General features: G+C 42.7%; 17 protein-coding genes. 7 read left to right on the top strand and 10 right to left on the bottom strand.

The features are described from left to right. Nucleotides 1–126: 126 nt before the first annotated feature. The 10 genes from ACNOGP_RS16400 to ACNOGP_RS16355 form a co-directional block, all read right to left on the bottom strand. Complete coding sequence (locus ACNOGP_RS16400) at nt 127–687, bottom strand: hypothetical protein (RefSeq protein WP_234394186.1); 561 nt, start codon at nt 685–687, stop codon at nt 127–129. A 30-nt stretch (nt 688–717) separates the two neighbouring features. Beyond that, the gene (locus ACNOGP_RS16395; RefSeq protein WP_117720663.1) at nt 718–2067 is read right to left on the bottom strand and encodes a tetratricopeptide repeat protein; all 1350 of its coding nucleotides are present in this window, start codon (nt 2065–2067) and stop codon (nt 718–720) included. Between the two features lie 56 nt (nt 2068–2123). Continuing rightward, nucleotides 2124–2417 carry a hypothetical protein gene (locus ACNOGP_RS16390; RefSeq protein WP_133303490.1) on the bottom strand — a complete coding sequence of 98 codons (294 nt, stop codon included), beginning with the start codon at nt 2415–2417 and terminating at the stop codon, nt 2124–2126. Between the two features lie 335 nt (nt 2418–2752). Further along, on the bottom strand, nt 2753–4099 hold the full coding sequence (gene mobV / locus ACNOGP_RS16385; protein WP_118023793.1) for a MobV family relaxase: 1347 nt from the start codon (nt 4097–4099) through the stop codon (nt 2753–2755). A gap of 183 nt (nt 4100–4282) precedes the next feature. Next, complete coding sequence (locus ACNOGP_RS16380; protein ID WP_120002701.1) at nt 4283–5251, bottom strand: toprim domain-containing protein; 969 nt, start codon at nt 5249–5251, stop codon at nt 4283–4285. A 206-nt stretch (nt 5252–5457) separates the two neighbouring features. After that, nucleotides 5458–6528 carry an AAA family ATPase gene (locus ACNOGP_RS16375; RefSeq protein ID WP_118023770.1) on the bottom strand — a complete coding sequence of 357 codons (1071 nt, stop codon included), beginning with the start codon at nt 6526–6528 and terminating at the stop codon, nt 5458–5460. An 11-nt stretch (nt 6529–6539) separates the two neighbouring features. After that, nucleotides 6540–6848 (bottom strand): DUF3853 family protein, encoded by a 309-nt coding sequence (locus ACNOGP_RS16370; protein WP_118023769.1) that lies wholly within the window; start codon nt 6846–6848, stop codon nt 6540–6542. A 221-nt stretch (nt 6849–7069) separates the two neighbouring features. Continuing rightward, on the bottom strand, nt 7070–8098 hold the full coding sequence (locus ACNOGP_RS16365) for a hypothetical protein (protein ID WP_118023768.1): 1029 nt from the start codon (nt 8096–8098) through the stop codon (nt 7070–7072). Nucleotides 8099–8111: 13 nt separating this feature from the next. Further along, nucleotides 8112–9398, bottom strand: a complete 1287-nt coding sequence (locus ACNOGP_RS16360) for a site-specific integrase (RefSeq protein WP_117720650.1) — start codon at nt 9396–9398, stop codon at nt 8112–8114. Nucleotides 9399–9643: 245 nt separating this feature from the next. Beyond that, nucleotides 9644–10648 carry a beta-ketoacyl-ACP synthase III gene (locus ACNOGP_RS16355; RefSeq protein ID WP_418213227.1) on the bottom strand — a complete coding sequence of 335 codons (1005 nt, stop codon included), beginning with the start codon at nt 10646–10648 and terminating at the stop codon, nt 9644–9646. 324 nt (nt 10649–10972) lie between these two features. Between ACNOGP_RS16355 and ACNOGP_RS16350 the strand changes: the two genes are divergently transcribed. From ACNOGP_RS16350 to ACNOGP_RS16320, 7 genes are all read left to right on the top strand, one after another. Continuing rightward, nucleotides 10973–11548, top strand: coding sequence for a UpxY family transcription antiterminator (locus tag ACNOGP_RS16350; RefSeq protein WP_418213226.1), 576 nt, complete (start codon nt 10973–10975; stop codon nt 11546–11548). 91 nt (nt 11549–11639) lie between these two features. After that, entirely contained in the window at nt 11640–12776 is a 1137-nt protein-coding gene (locus ACNOGP_RS16345) for an MraY family glycosyltransferase (protein WP_418213225.1), read from the top strand. A 34-nt stretch (nt 12777–12810) separates the two neighbouring features. Then, nucleotides 12811–13608 carry a polysaccharide biosynthesis/export family protein gene (locus ACNOGP_RS16340; protein WP_418213224.1) on the top strand — a complete coding sequence of 266 codons (798 nt, stop codon included), beginning with the start codon at nt 12811–12813 and terminating at the stop codon, nt 13606–13608. Between the two features lie 10 nt (nt 13609–13618). Continuing rightward, nucleotides 13619–16006, top strand: coding sequence for a GumC family protein (locus tag ACNOGP_RS16335; protein ID WP_418213223.1), 2388 nt, complete (start codon nt 13619–13621; stop codon nt 16004–16006). Between the two features lie 63 nt (nt 16007–16069). Next, a complete protein-coding gene (locus ACNOGP_RS16330) occupies nt 16070–17134 on the top strand; it encodes an ATP-binding protein (protein WP_186967538.1) in 1065 nt (354 codons plus the stop codon). After that, nucleotides 17127–17861 (top strand): hypothetical protein, encoded by a 735-nt coding sequence (locus ACNOGP_RS16325; protein ID WP_186967539.1) that lies wholly within the window; start codon nt 17127–17129, stop codon nt 17859–17861. The genes ACNOGP_RS16330 and ACNOGP_RS16325 overlap by 8 nt, the downstream gene beginning before the upstream one ends. Before the next feature lie 29 nt (nt 17862–17890). Next, nucleotides 17891–19405, top strand: a complete 1515-nt coding sequence (locus ACNOGP_RS16320) for a lipopolysaccharide biosynthesis protein (RefSeq protein ID WP_418213222.1) — start codon at nt 17891–17893, stop codon at nt 19403–19405.

The raw sequence follows: 19405 nt of genomic DNA, 5'->3' as shown, positions 1-19405 counted from the left end.
CAGTAAATATTGAAAACCAATAAATTACAAATAAAACACCCAATTTTACACCCTATAATGTAAAATTGGGTGTTTTATTTTATTTGATGTTTGAAGTCGCAAGGCTAGTTCATTTTAAACATAATTCTATTTTTCCTTAAAAAGAGAATTAGACATTCGTTCAATTATTCTGAAAAGTATGCCTTTTTTCTTATGAGGTTTTATTTTCCGAAGCTTTACTCCCAATATCGCTTGTATTAAATCTTCCATATTTCGTGCTTCCATACCTGCTTTGTCATCATACAAATGAGTATTGTCTATTTCATATTGATCAACGACAAAGCCTTTTTCAATCTTTATAAAGAGTTCTGTTTCATACAAAGAAGCATATCCTTGATGTATATATTTCATCATTTTGCCATGAGGAATACGTATTTCCCCAGAAAACCATTCTGCAAATACTTTCTTTTTATCAGGAAATAAATAATCTAGACCAACCTCCTGAAAATTCTCAATATAAGCCTTTAAATCCGTTAAATAGAGCTTGTTCTTTTCTATACTCCAATAGCCCACATACCCCCTCCAGCAGTTGGTTGTACAGCACCTGAAAGATATATTGTTATCTTTCAGATATAAATGCAAAGGTTCCGTTGTAAGATAATATTCTTTATTATTATAAACTAAATGTTCTCTTCTTTGTGCAGTCATAAGGTTCTAAATCTGTTTCTTATAAAGGATTTATTTGGTTTTATAATTGCGATATTTGTCAATAAGGGGTTTTACATCCATCCTTCCTAATTCGTAGGCTCTTTCTAAATGGGAGCAAGCATCTGATACTTTATTAACTTTTATTTCTTGAAGTGCTAAATTTACAAGAGTTGACTGTAAATCAAAACCTAATAGCATCGCCTTATTATAAAAGTTGATTGATTGTTCATGATTATCTAGTTGTTCATAAATATATCCAAGATTGTAATATGCTGCTCCAAAATTAGGATTGATTTCTATACACTTTTGGAAAATACTTACTGCATCCTTAAATTGCAACATTTCTATTAATATAGCTCCTTTCATATTATAATATTCAACCTCTTGCGGATTGATTGCAATAGCTTTAGATATTGCATCTATTGCTTCTTTATTCTTCTTCATATCAGATAAAATATGTGCATAATTATATTGAAATTCATCATTGTTAGGTATCAATTCAACAGCTTTTTCTGCATATTGGCATGCTTTTTTAGGGTTTCCAGCTTGATTTTCCATTATTGCTAGATTGATGTAAGCAGATGCGCTTTGAGTTGATTGTGATTCCAACTTAATTGTTCTTTCAAAATACTTCATAGCTGAATCCGGATTATTCAAATGATGAGCATATATTTGACCTATATTAAAATTATTAGATGCATTATATGGATCTATATAGAATGATTTCTTTGAATCGGAAATAGCCTTCTCTATATCCCCCTGTTCTAAATAAATCGTCGCTCTATTTGCTAAAACCAAAGCATTATTTCCATCTATTTTTAAAGCCTTATCCAATAGTTCCAATGCATCTTGCGAATTAGCCGCCAAATTAGAGAGACCTACATATATCAAAACTTTATCTTCGTTAGTAGCATTAAACAATGCCTTAGAATAAAAATATTTGGCTTCATCCTTATTATTTAGTTGATACAAAATTGATGCTTTATTAATATAAGCCCCAGTTAAATCAACATTTAAAACTTTTTGCCGTGAGATAAAGTAATTGATGTCCACTAATGCTTCCTTAAATAATCCTAATTTTGATTTCACTGTTGCTCTTTGATAGTATGCAATCATAACCTCTTCTCTATTTTGGTTAAGTTGTATAATTCTATCTAAATCTTTCAGTTCTTCATCGTATCTTGACATTATTTCGTAGATTCTCATTCGTAAGAAATAGAGGCTACTGCTATCGGGATATAACTCTATCGCATTACAGATTTCATTCAAAGCGAGTTGGAATTGATTATTATCCCAATATTCTAACGCTTTTTCTTTTGACGCTTGATGTTGACACGATACTAATAAAAAAATACCCCAAATAACTAAATATCGTTTCATTACATGTACTCTAATTTGTGATTAATTAATCAAGATGAAATCAATCTAACATGAATTTAATTACGTGCCTTTCCACCACCAGCAACAATGCCTAATAATACCCAAATAAACGTAATCCACCACCAAACATTATAACCCGTAGTGTAGTAATTGGCTTTACAAAGCACATCACTATAAAAAAAGGATCTAATCCAATTGGGTATGCAAAACAAACCATGCCATATCCCTGAATACCAAGTATAGGTTTTATCAGGTTCAATATCACATAGCCACGCCGCTAAAGCACAAGTTATAGCCACAGGAATAGCGAAACAAATAACAATAGATAAGCATCCAAGTAAATTTTTCATAATTAACTGTAGTAACTTTCTAGTTCCTTGAAAGTGATTATAATAAAACATGAAAGCGTGGAACTGCAATGCTCACATCTTCAATCGGAGGCCCTAGGAAAGCCTATACAAACAGATGTACCAATAGCAGCCCACGCTATAGCGTGAGAACCACTATGCTATCATCGTTTGTATGTCTGGGAAATTTCCTAGGTTTCCGACTGAACGATAAGCATAACGCTTCTAAAAATTCTAATATGTTTTGGAGAGAGTTTTGCTCAATCCGATGCAAAAATATGAAAAATAATTAAATAACCCCAACTAAATATATTTGAATTTTCTCATTTTCTTGTGTTTTATAACCTGAATCCCCTTTTTGGGGTGTCCTCTTCTTTTTGGGTGTGGATTACACTCAGTTTTTCTTTGAGTTCCTGAAACTTCATCCTGAACCATTCGAGTATGGGCATACCGTCAATGCACAGCCGGAACTTTCCTTTCTCCTGCGGATTTCTCTCTACGGTTGCCGTCGAGTGGTCTGTCCTGAACTTTTCCCGGTGCTCTTTCGAATAGAGCCTTCCCTTGAACTCTACGGGTTGTAGGGTGACGATTCGCCTTGTCAGTTCCTCGGTAAACCCCACTTCCCGGCATTGTTCGGCTATGGGCAGCAGTTCCGTTACGATAGGGAAATAGGTGTCTATCTGTTTCAGCCTATTGTTGTACCCTGCAATTTTCTGTTGGTAACTTCGGTTTATCTTGTTTATCTCGCTGTTGTGGCGGTGCTCCATTTTTGTTTGCTCCCTCTGTTCGGCTTGTACTTGTCTTTGCAGATTGGCTATATCCTGCTTCAAACCCTCATTCTCCGCTTCCAGCTTCTTGACCTTGCTGCCGCCCAAAAGAGAACTTACCCCGTCCGCTATGGCTGTGGTTGCGTTCACCGCCGCCCCCTTCATCTTCTGCACGTCGATTTCTCCCTTGACCTTTTTCAGTTTCTTCTGTGCTTCCTCTTCCAGCCCCAGCAGGGTTTCTATGTTCTCCTGCAGGCTGTCTTGTTGCTCTACCAGTTCCTTGTAGTATTGCATGGTGGATATGTGTTTTGCCAGCGAACCGTCTATTCCTCTTTGCAAGCCGTATTTGCTCATGGCTTGTGCATAGGTGTCCTGATAGTGTTTCAGCCTGTGCCTTGCCATGACGTCATCAGCACACAGCCGTACATCCTGCGTGTTCTTCTTGCGGTATTTCTTTTTCCCGTTCTGTTCTTCCTTTCTGGCTTTTCTGCGCTCTCCGGTCACTATCGGTACGATAGTGGCGTGTATGTGAGGTGTCTTCTCGTCCATGTGCAGGACTGCCGACACAAGGTTCCGCTCCCCGTATGTTTCCCGGAGCCATTTCAGGTTGTCGTTGCACCAGCCGTCAAGCCTCCCGTCCTCTTCCATTTGCTTCATGTCCTTGTTGCTTCCGGTGAGCAGCACCCGGATTGCCTTCACCTGGTTGGTGCCCACCTTGCGTTTGATGCCCGCCGTCTCTATCCGGTGCGCTATCGCCTGCGTGCGGTTCTTCACTCCTTCGGGGAACCGTACCAGTTCCCGGTTCAGGTGCGTTCGCGTTCTGTCCGCATTCTTCGGGTGTACGGTGCGCTCTATGTGCGTGGACATTGCGCCGTCCGCACCTTTTGCCTTTTCCAAATGCAAAACTGCATATCCCATAACTGTAATACATTTTTCGGTTAATACTTCCCCTGCCTTGCTTCCATGCCGCATGGCTTCGGGGTTTCAAAAGGGGCGGCGTCCCTTTTGCTCATTGGGGCTTTTTTAGCGATGCGTGCATTGCGTGAAGAAAAAGCCCTAATGAGCTATGGCTTTTTTCAAAGCCTTCCGTTGGCTGTACGGTTACATCCTGATACCTTTGCCTTTCCTCTCCGGTTGCTCTGTCTTCTGTTGGCTTTTCTCCGGTTCCGGTTTCTGCTCCTGATGTTCGGATTGTCCGTTCTGTTTATCCCGCAGGAAATCGTTCAGGTCGTTGTAGCCTCCGTATATGTGAGATGCGTCCCGGACGCGCAGCCCGTATTCCTCCCGCAGTTCCTGAACAGCTTCCATTCCCGCCTTGTCGTTGTCGAGGAAACAGTGAATGCGCCCGTAACCGCCCAATGGTCGGATTGCCTTGGAGAGGTTGGAAGTCGAGTTCAGTACGATGTAGTCCTGCCCGTCAAGGTCGGGACGGTCAGGACACCTTTCCAGCCGCAGGGTGAGGAAGGAGAGGTAGTCCATGAAGCCCTCGAAGAGGTAGCAGGTCTCCTTCGGCTGTTCCTGCCGTATGTGGGTGATGTCCTTCGGTGCTATGCAGCCCTTGAAGAGCTTGTTGCGTATCTCGTAGCCTCCCGAACGGTTGGGAAAACCAACGGTAAAGTAGGGTTTGCCGCCGGTCAGATAGCGCACCTCCCTGCATTCTCTTTTTGCCAGTTCCGTATTTATCCCCCTCTGCCGCAGATAGGACAATAGGGCGGGGGAAGAAAGCGGCACCACTTCCAACTGCTGGAAGCTCGGTTTTGAGAGTGGTTGCCCGCCAAAAGAGAAGGAGACCGGGCGCACGCTGGGTGCCTGCTCCGCTATCCGTTCCAAGAGGTAGGGCAGGCTGTCGGATGCGTAGAGTTCCTGCGCCAGTGCGATGATGTTCCCGCCCCTGCCCGCGCCAAAATCGTACCATAGATTGCGTTCCGTGTTGACCTTGAAGGACGGTTCCCGTTCATTCCTGAATGGTGACTTGTACCATAGGCTGTCGCCCTGTTTCCTTACCGGGTCGTAGCCGAGACTGTGCAGATATTCCTCTATGCGTATCTGTTTCGCTTCATTCGTATTCATGTAGGTTTCTGTTTAAGTGGATATTGTTTTTTTCTTTTCGCCCGTACCTTTCCGTATATTACGGGCTGTATCCACTTTACTTTACTTCCGTATATATATGGTACGGGAATAAAGTAAAGTGCTTTTATCAGCAACCGGAACACTTCACTTTACTCTGACATATATATATACCCTGACTAAAGTAAAGTGGTTTCCGGTCTGTGCCGCTAATAGTGGAAGTCAGGGTTGAAGGTGTATTTCCTGCCGTTCTCCTGCACTATCATCCGCTTGCTTTTGAGTACGGTGATGAGTTTTACCACCTTGTTGTCTCCAAGCGTGACACCGACAGAGGCGTATGCTTCCTGCAAGGCTTCCGCAAGTTCCTGATAGCCGTATTCGTCTTTCAGGGTGAACGCCGCTTCCAGTGCGATGCGGTGCTGCCGCTCGGTGATGTCCTTGTACGGGTCGAACTTCTCCCTGTTTCCTTTTGTCTCATCCTTGTCCTTGAACAGGTAGTCTTCCAGCAGCTCGGGCAATGCTTCCTCATTGATGCGGAATGCGAACGGTTCGAAGTCCACCGCCCTGATATGTGCGGTTTTGACCGTACTTATGTCGGGATTCTTGCTGTCCTTCTCCACTTGCAGCACCGTTTCCGCCTTGTTGCTTAGCTCGGTTCCGATGTGCCCCCTTGCGTTCTCGTCCCCCTTGTTCTGGTGCAGTATGGTATGGATGTGGATGTTCCTTTCCCCCGTCCATGTCATCAGCAGGGAGATTACCTTCGTGGATTCGCCGGGGCTGTTGATGTCGTACACCATGTCCCGTATTCCGTCGATGATTACCAGCCCGACGTTTTCAGTCCGGTAGATTGCCTCCCTCACGATTGCTATGCGCTCTTCGGGCGTGTATTTCCGCAGGACGAGGAACTCGAGGTTCTCATGGTTGCTGCCTGTCGGCAGTCCCGCCATGCGCAGGCTGCGCCTTGCCACTTTCGCACAGTGGTAGGAGCTCTGTTCGGTGTCCACATAGAGTATTTTCCGCTTGTTTTCGGGCAGTTCCGCCGTATAGTTCAGTACCGTCCCGTTTTTCAGCGCAGCCGCCACGATTGCGGAGACGTTGAATGTTTTCTTGCTTTTGGCTTTTCCAATTGACGCGCTGAAGTTTCCCAGCGTGCCGATGACGGAGCCCTGCACTTTCAGGATTTCGGGTGCCTGCTCATAGTCTTCCGAAAGGTCAAGCCGCGAGGCATGCCATAGGATTATCGCCTCTTCGGGCGTGATGTTTCTTTCCTTGTTTTCCATATGGCACCTCCCTATCTGCGTCCCCCGCTTTTACGTCCTGCCAGTTCCAGTGCCATGTCCGCATCGACGATGATTTTGCGCCCTATCTGCGTAATGGCTCTGTCTATCCTCCCGCTTTTCTTGATGCGGTTTGCAGTGGGTATGCTGCACCCGAACAGACGGGCTATGCCGCCTATCCCGTACACGTATTTCTTGTCCTTGCCGGCTGTTGGCTGGGCTGGCTTCGTTTCGCTTCCCTGCAAGGCATGGCGGTTCAGGAATATGAACTCTTCGCCCGTCATCTGCCATACGGGCTTTGATAAAAGGTCTCTAATTTCCATATCAGAATGAAATTAACGTTTGTACTGTAAGCCCTGCGCATGGGCTTTTTACCTCGTTCGAACAGTGCAAAGTTAGTTCCGGGTACGGGTGGTAAGGATGTGGATAGCGTGATTGGGGTATCACGCTATCTTATTAAGTATCAGTAAGTAATAAAAGGTGGTAGAAATTATTTTGAGTGGTAAAAGTGGTCGTGTCGTGGAATGTCGGGACATATCACCGGCTATCGGAATACAGACCGCATTTCCCTTGCAAATTCTTGGTTGCTGTCACTGGGGAAATCGGAAACGGGCTCTTTGTATTTTGACTTGTAGTATGTATCGTCTATTCCCAGCAGGTTCATGACGTCCTCTTTCCATTTCTCTCTGTCCGGCTTGGGCAGCGTTTCACCCATAAGGAAAATGAGGTAGCATACACGTGCCTTCTCCCTCGGTCTTATTTTCAGTCTGCCTTCGCATGGTTGCAGGTTTAGGTTGGCGTAGAAGTCCAGTTCGGAAACGGTTTCAAACTGTACACCGTTGCATTTCTCATAAATGGCTGACAGCAGCCGCATGGGAAAATAGGCGGATGGGCTTGCCGGGGTGGTACCGGATGAGGAAATTCCCTTTTCCTCCCTTTCCTTTTTCTTTTGGTCGGTCAGATACTTTTCAAGGATTGCCAATAGTGAGCCGCCCAGCCTGCAAATGTCCCCGCAACGGTTTTGCAGGCATTGCAGGGCTTCCCGCCTTGCCTGCTCCTTCTGCCTGTACAGTTCATCCAGTTTGGCTTTCTCCTTGTCGTATTCCCGTTTGCACCGTTCGTACCTTCTTTCCAGCAGTTCCTCTTCCTGACGGTCGTGTTCCCTGAAACCTACCGCTTCCAAAGAGCCGTTGGCTTCCATGAGTTCCCGGTAATATCCGTTTGTGACTTTCATCTGTCTGTCAATACCCCAGTCAAAACGGCTTTCATGCTGTCGGCAGACATATCCGGTATCAAGACAGTCGAAAAACTCCCTGCAGGTATTGTAAGTCGAGATGTTGCTTTCAATCTCACGTTTCAGGCTGTTCAGCAATATGGAGAAGTGCGCAGCGTCCATTTCAAGCATGAGGCTGATAAGTGCCGTCTCAAAAGTCTGCGTGTCCCTGTACTCTCTGTAAAAATCGGAAATGAACTGCTGCTTCTCAAAAGAGAAACTGTCTCCGGACATTATTCCGGTGTATATCTTGTTGAGTTTCCCGTAGCGGGGTATCATTGACGTTATTCTTTCTTCCATGATATTATTGTGGTTACAGTTGGTTAAACTTGCTCATTGCGTTCGCCTTCACGTCATCGGCTATGTCTATGTAGGGCTTCATCGCCTTGTAGTCGCTGTGCCCCGTCCATTTCATCACCACTTGTGCGGGAATGCCGAGCGCAAGCGCGTTGCAGATGAATGTCCGTCTTCCGGCATGGGTGCCCAGCAGCGCGTATTTGGGTGTAATGGTGTCTATGCGCTCGCTGCCTTTATAGTAGGTTTCGCTTACAGGTTCGCTGATTTCCGCAAGTTCCCCCAGTTCTTTCAGGTAGTCGTTCATCTTTTGGTTGCTGATGACCGGGAGCGCCTTGTGTCCTTCAAACTCCACGTCTTTGTATTTGTCAAGTATCGCCCTGCTGTGATTGTTCAGTTCGATGACAAGGCGGTCAGCAGTCTTTACGGTGGTGATTTCTATATACCCGTCCCGAATGTCGCTCCGTTTGAGGTTGTACACGTCAGAATAGCGCAGCCCGCTGAAACAGCAGAACAGAAAGACGTCCCTTACCCGTTCGAGATATTGCTTGGTCAGGGGTATCTTGTAATCTTTCAGCTTGTTCAGTTCTTCCCATGTGAGGAATATCACCTTCTTTTGGACGCTTTTCAGCTTCGGGTTGAAGCTCTCGTAAGCGTTGTTCATGCAGTACCCTTTCTTGGTGCACCACCGCAGGAACCATTTCAGGTAGGCTATCTGCTTCATGGTGGACGTGTTGCGCAAGCCTTCCACGTCCTTGAGGAAATTCACGTAGCTTGTCAGCTTGGGTTCGTCCAGTGCCTCGAAGGTCAGTTCCTTGTCGAACTTCTCAAGGTGTTTCCTCACTGCGGCGAACTTCTCATAAGTGGCGTCAGACCAGCCGTTCTGTGTCCCGCATTCCTTGATGAACTCCCCGAACACCTCCATAGGTGCGAACGTCAGGGGCTTCTGCTGTTCCTCCTCCCTCTTTTCGCTATGCAGGTTGTTGAAAGCCTCCTTCACTTGTGCGGTGGTAGGCATGGTTCCCTGAACCTCGAACTCCTTGAAGATGTTCTGTATTTCCGTATAGTAGCGCAGCAGGTCGGTGTTGATTTCGGATGCGCTCTGTTTCAGTTTGTTGGTGCAGCCCGGCTTTACACGCTGCTTGTCGGCGTCCCATTTGGCTGCGTCGATGCGGTAGCCCGTTGTAAACTCGATGCGCTGGCTGGCAAATATCACACGCATACGGATAGGCACATTCTCCACGATTGGTACGCCGTTCTTCTTCCGGCTTTCCAAAGAAAAGATGATGTTTCTCTTGATATTCATATTCGGGTGTAATTAAATTAGTACCCAAATATACACCCAATTATTGAGATAGCAAAAGATTTTGAATGATATTTTACGATATAAACCAATCGTAATAAGCTGTTTATTAGTAGATAGTTACGATATTATGATATTTTGCAAAATTATAGGTTAAAGTACCGTACGCACCGCTTCTCAACCAAGGAGTAATAAAAAATCCCTCTGATTCTCAATGAGTCAGAGGGATTTTTTATTACTCCCTTCTATTATTCTTTATTTCCGTTGTACCCCCATTTTACATAAATGGCTCCCCAAGCGAATCCGGCTCCAAATGCTGTAAAAATCAGGTTATCTCCCTTTTTGAACTTATTCTCAAAGTCCCAAAGGCAGAGCGGAAGTGTACCGGCACTTGTGTTGCCATACCGTTCGATGTTCACCATGACTTTCTCCGGTGGTATTCCCAACCGTTGTGTGACTGCCGCGATAATGCGTTGATTGGCTTGATGGGGAATCACCCAATCGATCTCCTCCTTACTAAGATGATTCCTTTCGATCAGAGCCTCGCAAGCATCGGACATATTGGCTACTGCATATTTGAACACGGTGCGTCCTTCCTGATAAATATAATGCATCTTGTTATCCAACGTATAGTAGGAGGGAGGACATACCGAACCGCCTGCTTTTATATGTAAGAAAGGCAACCCTTTACCATCCGTTCTCAATACCGCGTCCATGATCCCCACATTCTCCGTTGTTGCCTCCAGCATGACAGCAGCACCACCGTCACCGAAGATAGCACAAGTAGCACGATCTGTATAATCTATGATGGACGACATCTTCTCGGCTCCTATTACGATCACCTTCTTATAGTTTCCCGAACGGATAAAATTAGCCCCCGTCTCCAATGCATATAAGAACCCGCTGCACACAGCCTGCATATCGAAGGCAAAAGCATTTTTCAATCCCAACCTTTCGCATACGATTGAGGCGGTTGAAGGGAAGCGATAGTCAGGTGTGGTGGTAGCGACGATAACCAGATCGATGTCGTCCGGATTGGTTTTTGTGCGTTGCATCAACTGTTTGGCGGCTTTACGCGCTATGTATGAAGTACCGAGTCCCTCTTCTTTTAAGATACGCCTTTCCTTAATGCCGATACGTCCCATAATCCATTCGTCGGTGGTATCCACCATCTTGGAAATTTCATCATTGGTCAGGATGTAATCGGGCACATATCCCCCGACTCCTGTAATTACTGCGTTTATACTCTCCATTGTTTTAAATTGATTTTGCTGTTTTTTAGAATGAGGTAATTAATCCCAAATGATAAATGCGGGCGCAAATATATAGAAAAGAGAATAAAATCCAATAACTGTCTATGTCACAGCCACCTTTTTAAATAATAAAAAGGAATATTATGCCAAATTTTTCCAAAAGTGATAATCGTTTTCTTGTGTTTGAAGGAAGATGTGCGTGGACGGTTTTTAGTAATAAGTAAAAAGTTTTTTGAATTCTTTATTGAGTCTGTATTTTTTTATCTATCTTTGCGGCAAAATTATCCGGTAGCCCTTTGGGCGACGGGGTAGTCTTTGTAAATAATGAAACTTACTTCTGAACGCGTAACGACTAAGGTTTTACCTGCACATGTGACAGGTAACGGCGTAGCTTTGTCTAAAAAGCGTTGGTTGGTTGCTCAAGTTCGTATTTATCACGAGAAAAAGACAAGCGAGCGGCTAACAAAAATGGGCATAGAAAACTATGTTCCGGTTCAAAGAAAGACCCATCTGTGGAGTGATCGTCGTAAGCAGATCGATCACATCGTAATTCCGATGAAAATATTTGTACGTGTCGATGCCCAAGAACAGAAAGACGTTCTTATGCTATCGGCCGTCAGCCGTTATATGGTGCTTCATGGTGAGAGCGCTCCGGCTGTTATACCCGATACCCAAATGGAGAAGTTCAAATTCATGTTAGACTATTCGGAGGAAGCGGTCAATATGAGTAATGCTCCATTGAGTCCGGGTGAGAAAGTACGTGTCATAAAAGGCCCGTTGAGAGGACTGGAAGGTGAGCTGGTTACTTTGAACGGGAAGACAAAAATTGCCATCCGGCTGGATATGCTTGGATGTGCCAGTGTCGATATGCCTGTGGGATATATCGAACGGGTGATGTAGTAATTTATTAATTGGGGTATATATGAAGAACTTATGTGAGCGCTCTGCTGCATAAGTTTGTAACAATCAATGTAATTTTATTGGGGAAATTATGATTATTGCTTATCTAGCAGGCATATTCTTACTATCCATACTGCTTGCCACTGTAATTATTCCACGCATTTTATTCATCTCCTACAAGAAACGTCTTTTTGATGTTCCTGATAGCCGGAAAGTCCATAAAACTCCGATCCCTCGTCTGGGCGGTCTTTCTTTTCTTCCTGTCATCCTGATAGCCCTATGTTCTGTCACGGGGATCCGTTATTATACCAATCATCCGGTCGATATGCTATGGGCTTCCGAACTGTTCATACAATATTTATTTTTAGTAGTAGGTCTCACTCTTTTATACCTGATAGGAGTTGCCGACGATCTTGTCGGAGTAGGCTATCGTTATAAGTTTGTCATACAGATTTTGGCAGCTCTTCTTTTCCCGTTGTCCGGTTTGTGGATTAACGATTTGGGCGGATTGCTGGGGCTGCATGAGATACCGGCTTATATCGGAATGCCATTGACAGTCTTTCTTACTGTATACATCACGAATGCCATTAACCTGATTGATGGTATCGACGGTCTGGCTTCGGGGTTGAGCTGTATAGCGCTAGGGCTGCTTATTATCGTTTGTGCGATTGTCGGTCAATGGACCCATGCATTCTTGGCGGCAGCTACACTGGGAGTCGTTATTACCTTCTACTATCATAATGTATTCAGCGTTTCCGGCAGAAAACTGTTCATGGGCGATGCAGGAAGCCTGACGTTGGGTTATATCCTTAGTTTCTTAGTCTTGCATTTCTGGCAGAAGACACAGTTGTGGGATCCGTTTACGATGAACCTGAACATGGTAACCGTCTCCACACTGCTGATTCCCCTGCTTGATGTCGTGCGTGTATTCTATTCCCGTGTGAGTGAGGGACGCAATCCTTTTACTCCGGACAAGAATCATATCCACCATCGACTCTTGCGAACGGGTATGCGAGTACGTGCAGTGATGATAACCTTGCTTATGTTATCCCTATTTTTCGTTGTCTCCAACTTCATATTATCGTTCTATATCAATACCACTTTCATGCTTTTGTTGGACTTGGCTTTTTGGTTGACTACCCATTTCATCATCCGTTATTTCATCATGAAACATGAAGCGGTGACAGGTAAGAAATGGTACAAAACATATCGAAATTTTTTCTGGTAACCAAACACTTACTTTATATATACAATCAACAATAATGAAAAAGATAAACCTCGGACTTTTATTATTTATTCTATTGACAGGAACCTCCTGCATCTCTTCCAAGAAGATGATCTACCTGCAAGGAGTTGATTCATTGACAAATCCCGCTCAAGTGATACAGCAGGACTATGAATTACGTATCAAACCGGATGACCAACTCTATATCATGGTGAGCAGTAAAGAGCCGGAATTGCTTACTCCGTTCGCGAATACGCAGATTTTGGGTTCATCCACATCTGGCGGAGGTACGAATATCCAGGAAACCACCGGAGTTCAAGTAGATAAGAATGGAAAAATAGACGTACCTATCTTGGGAGAGATACAGGTAGCGGGACTGACACGTCTTCAATTGGCGGATGAAATCAAAAAGTGTCTGGAAGAAGGACAATATATCAAAGATCCTACCGTGAGTGTCCGTATTAAAGGGTTGAAAATATCGGTAATGGGAGAGGTGGGGAGTCCCGGAGTGCACGAAATGGCAGGCGACCGCATCACATTGCTCGAAGCACTTAGTATGGCAGGCGACCTGACACCCACAGCCAAGCGTACCAATATCCTTGTACTTCGTGAAGAAGAAGGGAAAAGACATACCTATACGGTCGACCTTACTTCCGGTCGGGATGTACTAGAATCTCCCTGCTATTATCTTCAGCAGAATGATGTGGTATATGTAGAGCCCAACAAATCTATTAATGTGAAAGGAAGTTCCGCATTATCATATTTAGGGGCGGGAGCAAGTATCATTTCCGTATTAGCCTCCATTGTTTCCTTAATCGTCGTACTAAGCAAGTAAAAAAGAAAATATGGAATATATTCAGGAAAACGAGAGAACACTCAAGAAAGACGAAGGAGGAATCAACCTTCGTGATGTCGTCGAACTGATCATAGCCAACTGGTACTGGTTTGTCTTGTCCGTTTTAGTATGCGTGGGATCAGCTTATTTTTATGTACTGACCATCCAGCCTGTCTATCAGCGTCAAGCGGTGATGTTGGTGAAAGATAAAGAGAAATCCGCTTCGGATATGTCGGCCATGCTCGAAGTGAGCGGAGGAATAACAGGAACCAGTGTCGATAATGAAATCTACATCCTCCGTTCCCACCAGTTACTTCGTGAAGTTGTCAATCGCCTTCATCTGGATGTAGATTATGCCAAAGACGGCATACTGCGTGATACTCCCCTTTATGCGGAATCGCCGGTAGACGTTCATTTTATCGATCCTTACAATCAGCCTGTGTCATTCAATATTACTCCTCTCAATACGACGAAATTCCGTATATCCGACTGGAAAGTGATGGGAGAAAAGGGAGAAATACAGGAGCAGGAATTAGCGTACAATGATACCATTCGGACAGAGGCGGGAAGAATCGTCGTGCAGTTGCGTCCGGAAAACTTGTCCGCTTATCTTTCCCAACCAATCTCCGTTAGCCGTATCAGTCCGGAGATAGCGACAAACATTTACCAGTCCAAGATAGCGACTTCCTTAGCGGGCGAACGTACCACATTAGTGCAGATAACCTGTTCCGACACCAACATATCCCGTGCTGATGCAATTCTGGCCGCTTTGGTAAAAGTATACAGCGAGACGATCATAGAAGATAAAAACCGCATTGCGGCCAACACTGCTAAATTCATTGATGAACGTATTTCCATTATCAGTCGTGAATTAAGTGATGTGGAAGAAGACTTGACCGATTTTAAACAACGCAATCAGATTGTGGATATGAGTGCCAACGCTACACAATACTTAGCGGAGAGCAGTAAAGTCAAAGAAGAAAGTGCACAATTGGAGACGGAATTGTCTATTGCGCGGTCTATCAAGAGCTATCTGGCGGATGTTACCCGTAAAGACCAACTGATTCCGAACGTGACAGGAGTGGGAGATGTCAGTATGCAGAGTCAGATTACCGCCTATAATGAACTGATGTTACAACGTAATCGCTTAAAGGAGAGTTCGGGCGAGAAGAATCCCGTAGTTCAGGCGGCGGATAAAAATCTGGAAGGAATGCGTGCGACCATTTCGGGCTCTATGGACAATTATATGAAAACCTTACATCTTCGCCTGGATAAGGCAAAAGTTATAGAGAACCGTCTGGCGTCAAGCATTCAGGCAGTACCCAAGCAGGAAAAGATGGCGTTGAGCATTATGCGCCAGCAATCCATTAAGGAGACCCTCTATACTTTTTTGCTCAATAAACGTGAAGAAAATGCCTTGCAACTGGCTATTACTGAGGCTAATATTCGGGTGGTTGAAGAACCTTTCGGCTCTTATTTGCCTGTATCTCCCGCACGCTCTTCCATATTGGCTGCTGCTTTTATTGTAGGCTTGCTGATTCCATTGGGAGTACAGGTTATTATCTTATTATTGAATACATCCGTTCGTGGGCGTAAGGATATTGAGGAATACACCACCATTCCGATTGTCGGTGAGATTCCGGCCCGCAAAGATTCGGAAGGAGATGATGCGATTGTGGTAAGCGATAGTAGAAACGACCGTATCTCTGAGGCTTTCCGTATGCTGCGTGTCGATCTGAACTTCATCGCGAAAGAAGCCCGTGTCCTGATGTTCACCTCTACTTTGTCCGGTGAAGGGAAATCATTTGTCTCCCGTAATCTGGCAGTTGCTTTAGCCATCTCCGGAAAGAAAGTCATATTGCTTGACACAGACTTACGTAAGCATACTCAAAGTAAATTGGCGGGAGTAAACAGGAAAGAGGGATTAAGCACCTATCTATCCGGACTGAATTCAAATATGGATACTCTGATAACAGTCGGAGCTTTTCACCCGCAAGTCGATACTATTTTTGCGGGAATTGTTCCTCCCAACCCGGCAGAACTACTGATGAATGAACGTTTCGATCTTCTGATAGAGGAATTGAAGAAACGGTATGATTACATCATCTTAGATAATGTCCCGGCTTTAGTGGTAGCAGATGCATCCATCGTCAGCCGCGTAACCGATCTGACAATCTACGTCATTCGTGATGGAGTGTTGGACCGCCGTTACTTGCCGGAACTTGAACGCCTGCATCAGGATGGTAAATTCAAGAATATGTGCATCGTATTGAATGATAGCCAGGTTGAAAAGAAGAAGTACGGTTATGGTTACGGGCAAGGGTATGGATGCGGTTACGGTTATGGTTATGGGCGTGTGGATGGGTATTATTCAGAGGAAAATAACGATAAAAAGTAGATAAAGTTAGGAAATCCAAGAAAGAATTAGTTCTTTTGTAAGATGAAACGATAGCTATATAAAATGAGGTTAACACAGTTTACATATAGAGGAGACGATTGGAGATTAGCTTTGCCTATTAATTTGCAGGAAGTCAATTTGCTGGTTGGCAAAAATGCAGTAGGTAAGTCTAAGACTGTTCGTGCTTTGGGGAATGTATTGCTTTATTTGATGCAGCTTTCCGAACGAATTTCTACATCAGATATATTCCGGTGTAAGCTCCTTTTTGAAGACAAAGACGGTTTTATTAGTTATGAGTTTCAGCTAAAAAAGTCAAATGTGGTTTACGAATCACTGATAGCAAATGGTGAAACCCGGTTGTATCGGAATGAAAGTGAGACCCTTTTATGTGGTGAACTCATAAATCCTCCTTCTAACAAACTCACTCTTCATGTTCGTCGTGATGTATTACAATACCCATTCATTGAGAAGATAATGCTATGGGCGGAACATGCATGTGGATTGTGTTTTAATGAAATAGAAATAGGTGGTGACAATGATATGCCTTTTTACATATTGGGTCAGAGGCAGACTTTTTTTGAAATGGTGAAATCCTTGCCTGAAGAATCAATTCAGCAAGTTGTCAATCAGGCGCATAGTCTTGGTTATCCTATTCAGCAAATCGAACTGTTCGAGCATGGGAGTAATCTGAAAATGGTATTGTTCCACGAGGAAAATGTGATGAGTCCGCTTTTTGGTTCGTTGATGTCCAAAGGAATGTATCGTGCTCTCTATCTTCTTATTTACGCGCAATATATGTCTGTTCGTGAATACCCCTCTTTATTGTTGATTGATGATTTATGTGAAGGACTCGATTATGAACGTTCAACAAAGTTGGGTAAATACCTTTTTGATTTCTGTGCAAAGCATGATATACAGTTGATTGCTACATCTAATGATACATTTCTGATGGATGTAGTCGATTTGAAATATTGGAATATACTTCAACGTGAAGGAAGTGAAGTCACTTCTATTGATATCATAAAGAATCCGGAGTTGTTCAACGATTTTGCATTTACAGGTTTGAGCAATTTTGATTTCTTTTCTTCTGATTATATTGCTCGGAAGATGAAAGGACATAATGAATAAGCGTAAGGTTGCTGTATTTGTAGAAGGACAATCAGAATATGTCTTTGTTCGTGATTTCTTGTGCAGGTGGTATGATTATGACTCTTCTGTTTTAGGAATAGAATGTTTCTCCCTTCGTTCCGATCGTTATAATTCAGAACCATACCCATTTGGTAATCGTGAAAGCATTAATTACTATCAGATAGTAAATGTAGGCAATGACAGAAGTGTACTAAGTAAAATGTTGAAAGAAGCTCCTCGTTTGCAAAATGTCGGCTTTCATCAAATCATAGGATTAAGTGATATGTACAGCGATCTTTATCATGTACAAACAAAGGAAAGGTGTATTGATCTATCTGTTAATCAGAAATTTATAGATGAACATCAAAATAGTCTCAATACGTCTTTACAAAGAGATTTGTTAAGCTATCATTTTGCTATTATGGAGGTTGAAGCATGGATTTTAGGGATGTATCAGTTTCTTCAGCAGGTTGATCCAAGTCTGACTCCACAATTTATCATGTCGAAATTACAAATTGATCTTACTGCCGATCCGGAAATATCTTTTTATCATCCGGCTAAAATTTTGGATGAGATATATCATCTGACAGGGAGACAATACGGTAAACATCTATCAGAAGTAACTGCTATAACTTCGCAGTTCAGTAAAGATGACTATGCCCGTTTGCTTGCGTCCGGTCATTGCAAATCATTCAAAGAATTTATAAAAGACCTTGTTGCTGAATAGCGAACTAACTATCAATTATTCTTTTATTTATGTCACAAGAATCTCGCGTAAAGAAATCTTTGCTTAACGCGCGTGTCAATCTTATTTTTTATTTCCTGACTTTAGCCTTATCTTTCTTTTCTCGGAAGATATTCCTTGATACGTTAGGAGCGGATTTTGTCGGGTTAACAGGTACACTGCAAAACTTGTTAGGTTTCCTCAATCTGGCGGAATTGGGTATTGGCAGTGCCATTGGTTACGTACTTTATAAACCGTTATTCGATCATGATGAAACAAAGATTAATGAAATTATTTCTGTATTTGGCTACTTATACCGTTGGATAGGAAAAATTATATTGATAGCCGGATGTATATTGGCTTGCTTTCTTCCGCTTATATTTCCCAATACAGAGTTTGAACTAGGGCTTATTTTCTTTGCCTATTTTTCTTTTCTCGCTTCTTCTTTAATTGGTTATTTTGCTAATTATAAACAAACTTTGTTGGGAGCTGACCAGAAGAATTATGTAGTTACTGCTTATTTTCAAACTGCCACTATTGTAAAAACAATCATTCAAATGGCTTTGGCTTATTATACAGGAAATTACGATTTGTGGGTGATTGTTGAACTCTCTTTTGGTATTATTTATTCCTTTATATTGAATTGGAAAATAAATCAGGTATATCCGTGGTTAAAATCAGAAGTCAGTCAGGGAAGGATTCTTTTTAAGAAGTATCCGGAGGTGATGAAATACACGAAGCAATTGTTCCTTCATAAAATAGGAATGTTTGCTCAATGGCAAACGATTCCATTTTTCATATATACATTTTCAAATTTGCAAATGGTGGCTTTTTATGGAAATTATACAATTATTACTGACAAATTGAATTTATTAGTTAATAATTTGACAGAAAGTACATCTGCTAGTGTAGGTAATTTGATTGCTGAAGGAAATAGAGAGAAAATTATAGATACTTATTGGAGACTTTTTTATATACGATTATATATAGCTGCTGTCATAGTATATGGTATCTTTACTTTTATGGAACCATTTATTTCTCTCTGGATAGGGAAAGAGTATCTTTTACCCAAATCTATTCTTATAGTATTATGTGTGAATATATTTATTAATCAGACAAATGGAACAACAGCTCAATTCTTATTTGGATATGGTATGTTTAAAGACACTTGGGTTCCCATTTGTCAGTTTGCGGCATGTGTCATTTTCTCATCTATTTTAGGATACTACTATGGTTTATTGGGAGTATTGTTAGGAAATACAATTAGCCTGTTTCTTTTTATCTATGTATGGAAGCCTTTCTTTTTATTCATTTATGGATTTAAATGTAATATATTTGATTATGTCTTCAATTTAGTGAAAGGGGGAGTACTATTAATAATACCAATAATTGGGGTTTCCCATTTTTTATGTTTGTTGTCTTTCCATGCAATTATTAATACAATTATAGGAATTGTCGTTTACTCAATAGTGACTCTCATTCTTATGCTTTGTTTTTGCCGATCTATGCGCACCTTTTTTACTCGTATTATAAAAGTATTTTTCTAA

The organism is Bacteroides difficilis (assembly GCF_048319815.1).
Classification (GTDB): Bacteria; Bacteroidota; Bacteroidia; order Bacteroidales; family Bacteroidaceae; genus Bacteroides; species Bacteroides zhangwenhongii.
The sequence above is the reverse complement of the archived record's forward strand: the minus strand, read 5'-3'. Positions and strand labels throughout refer to the sequence as shown.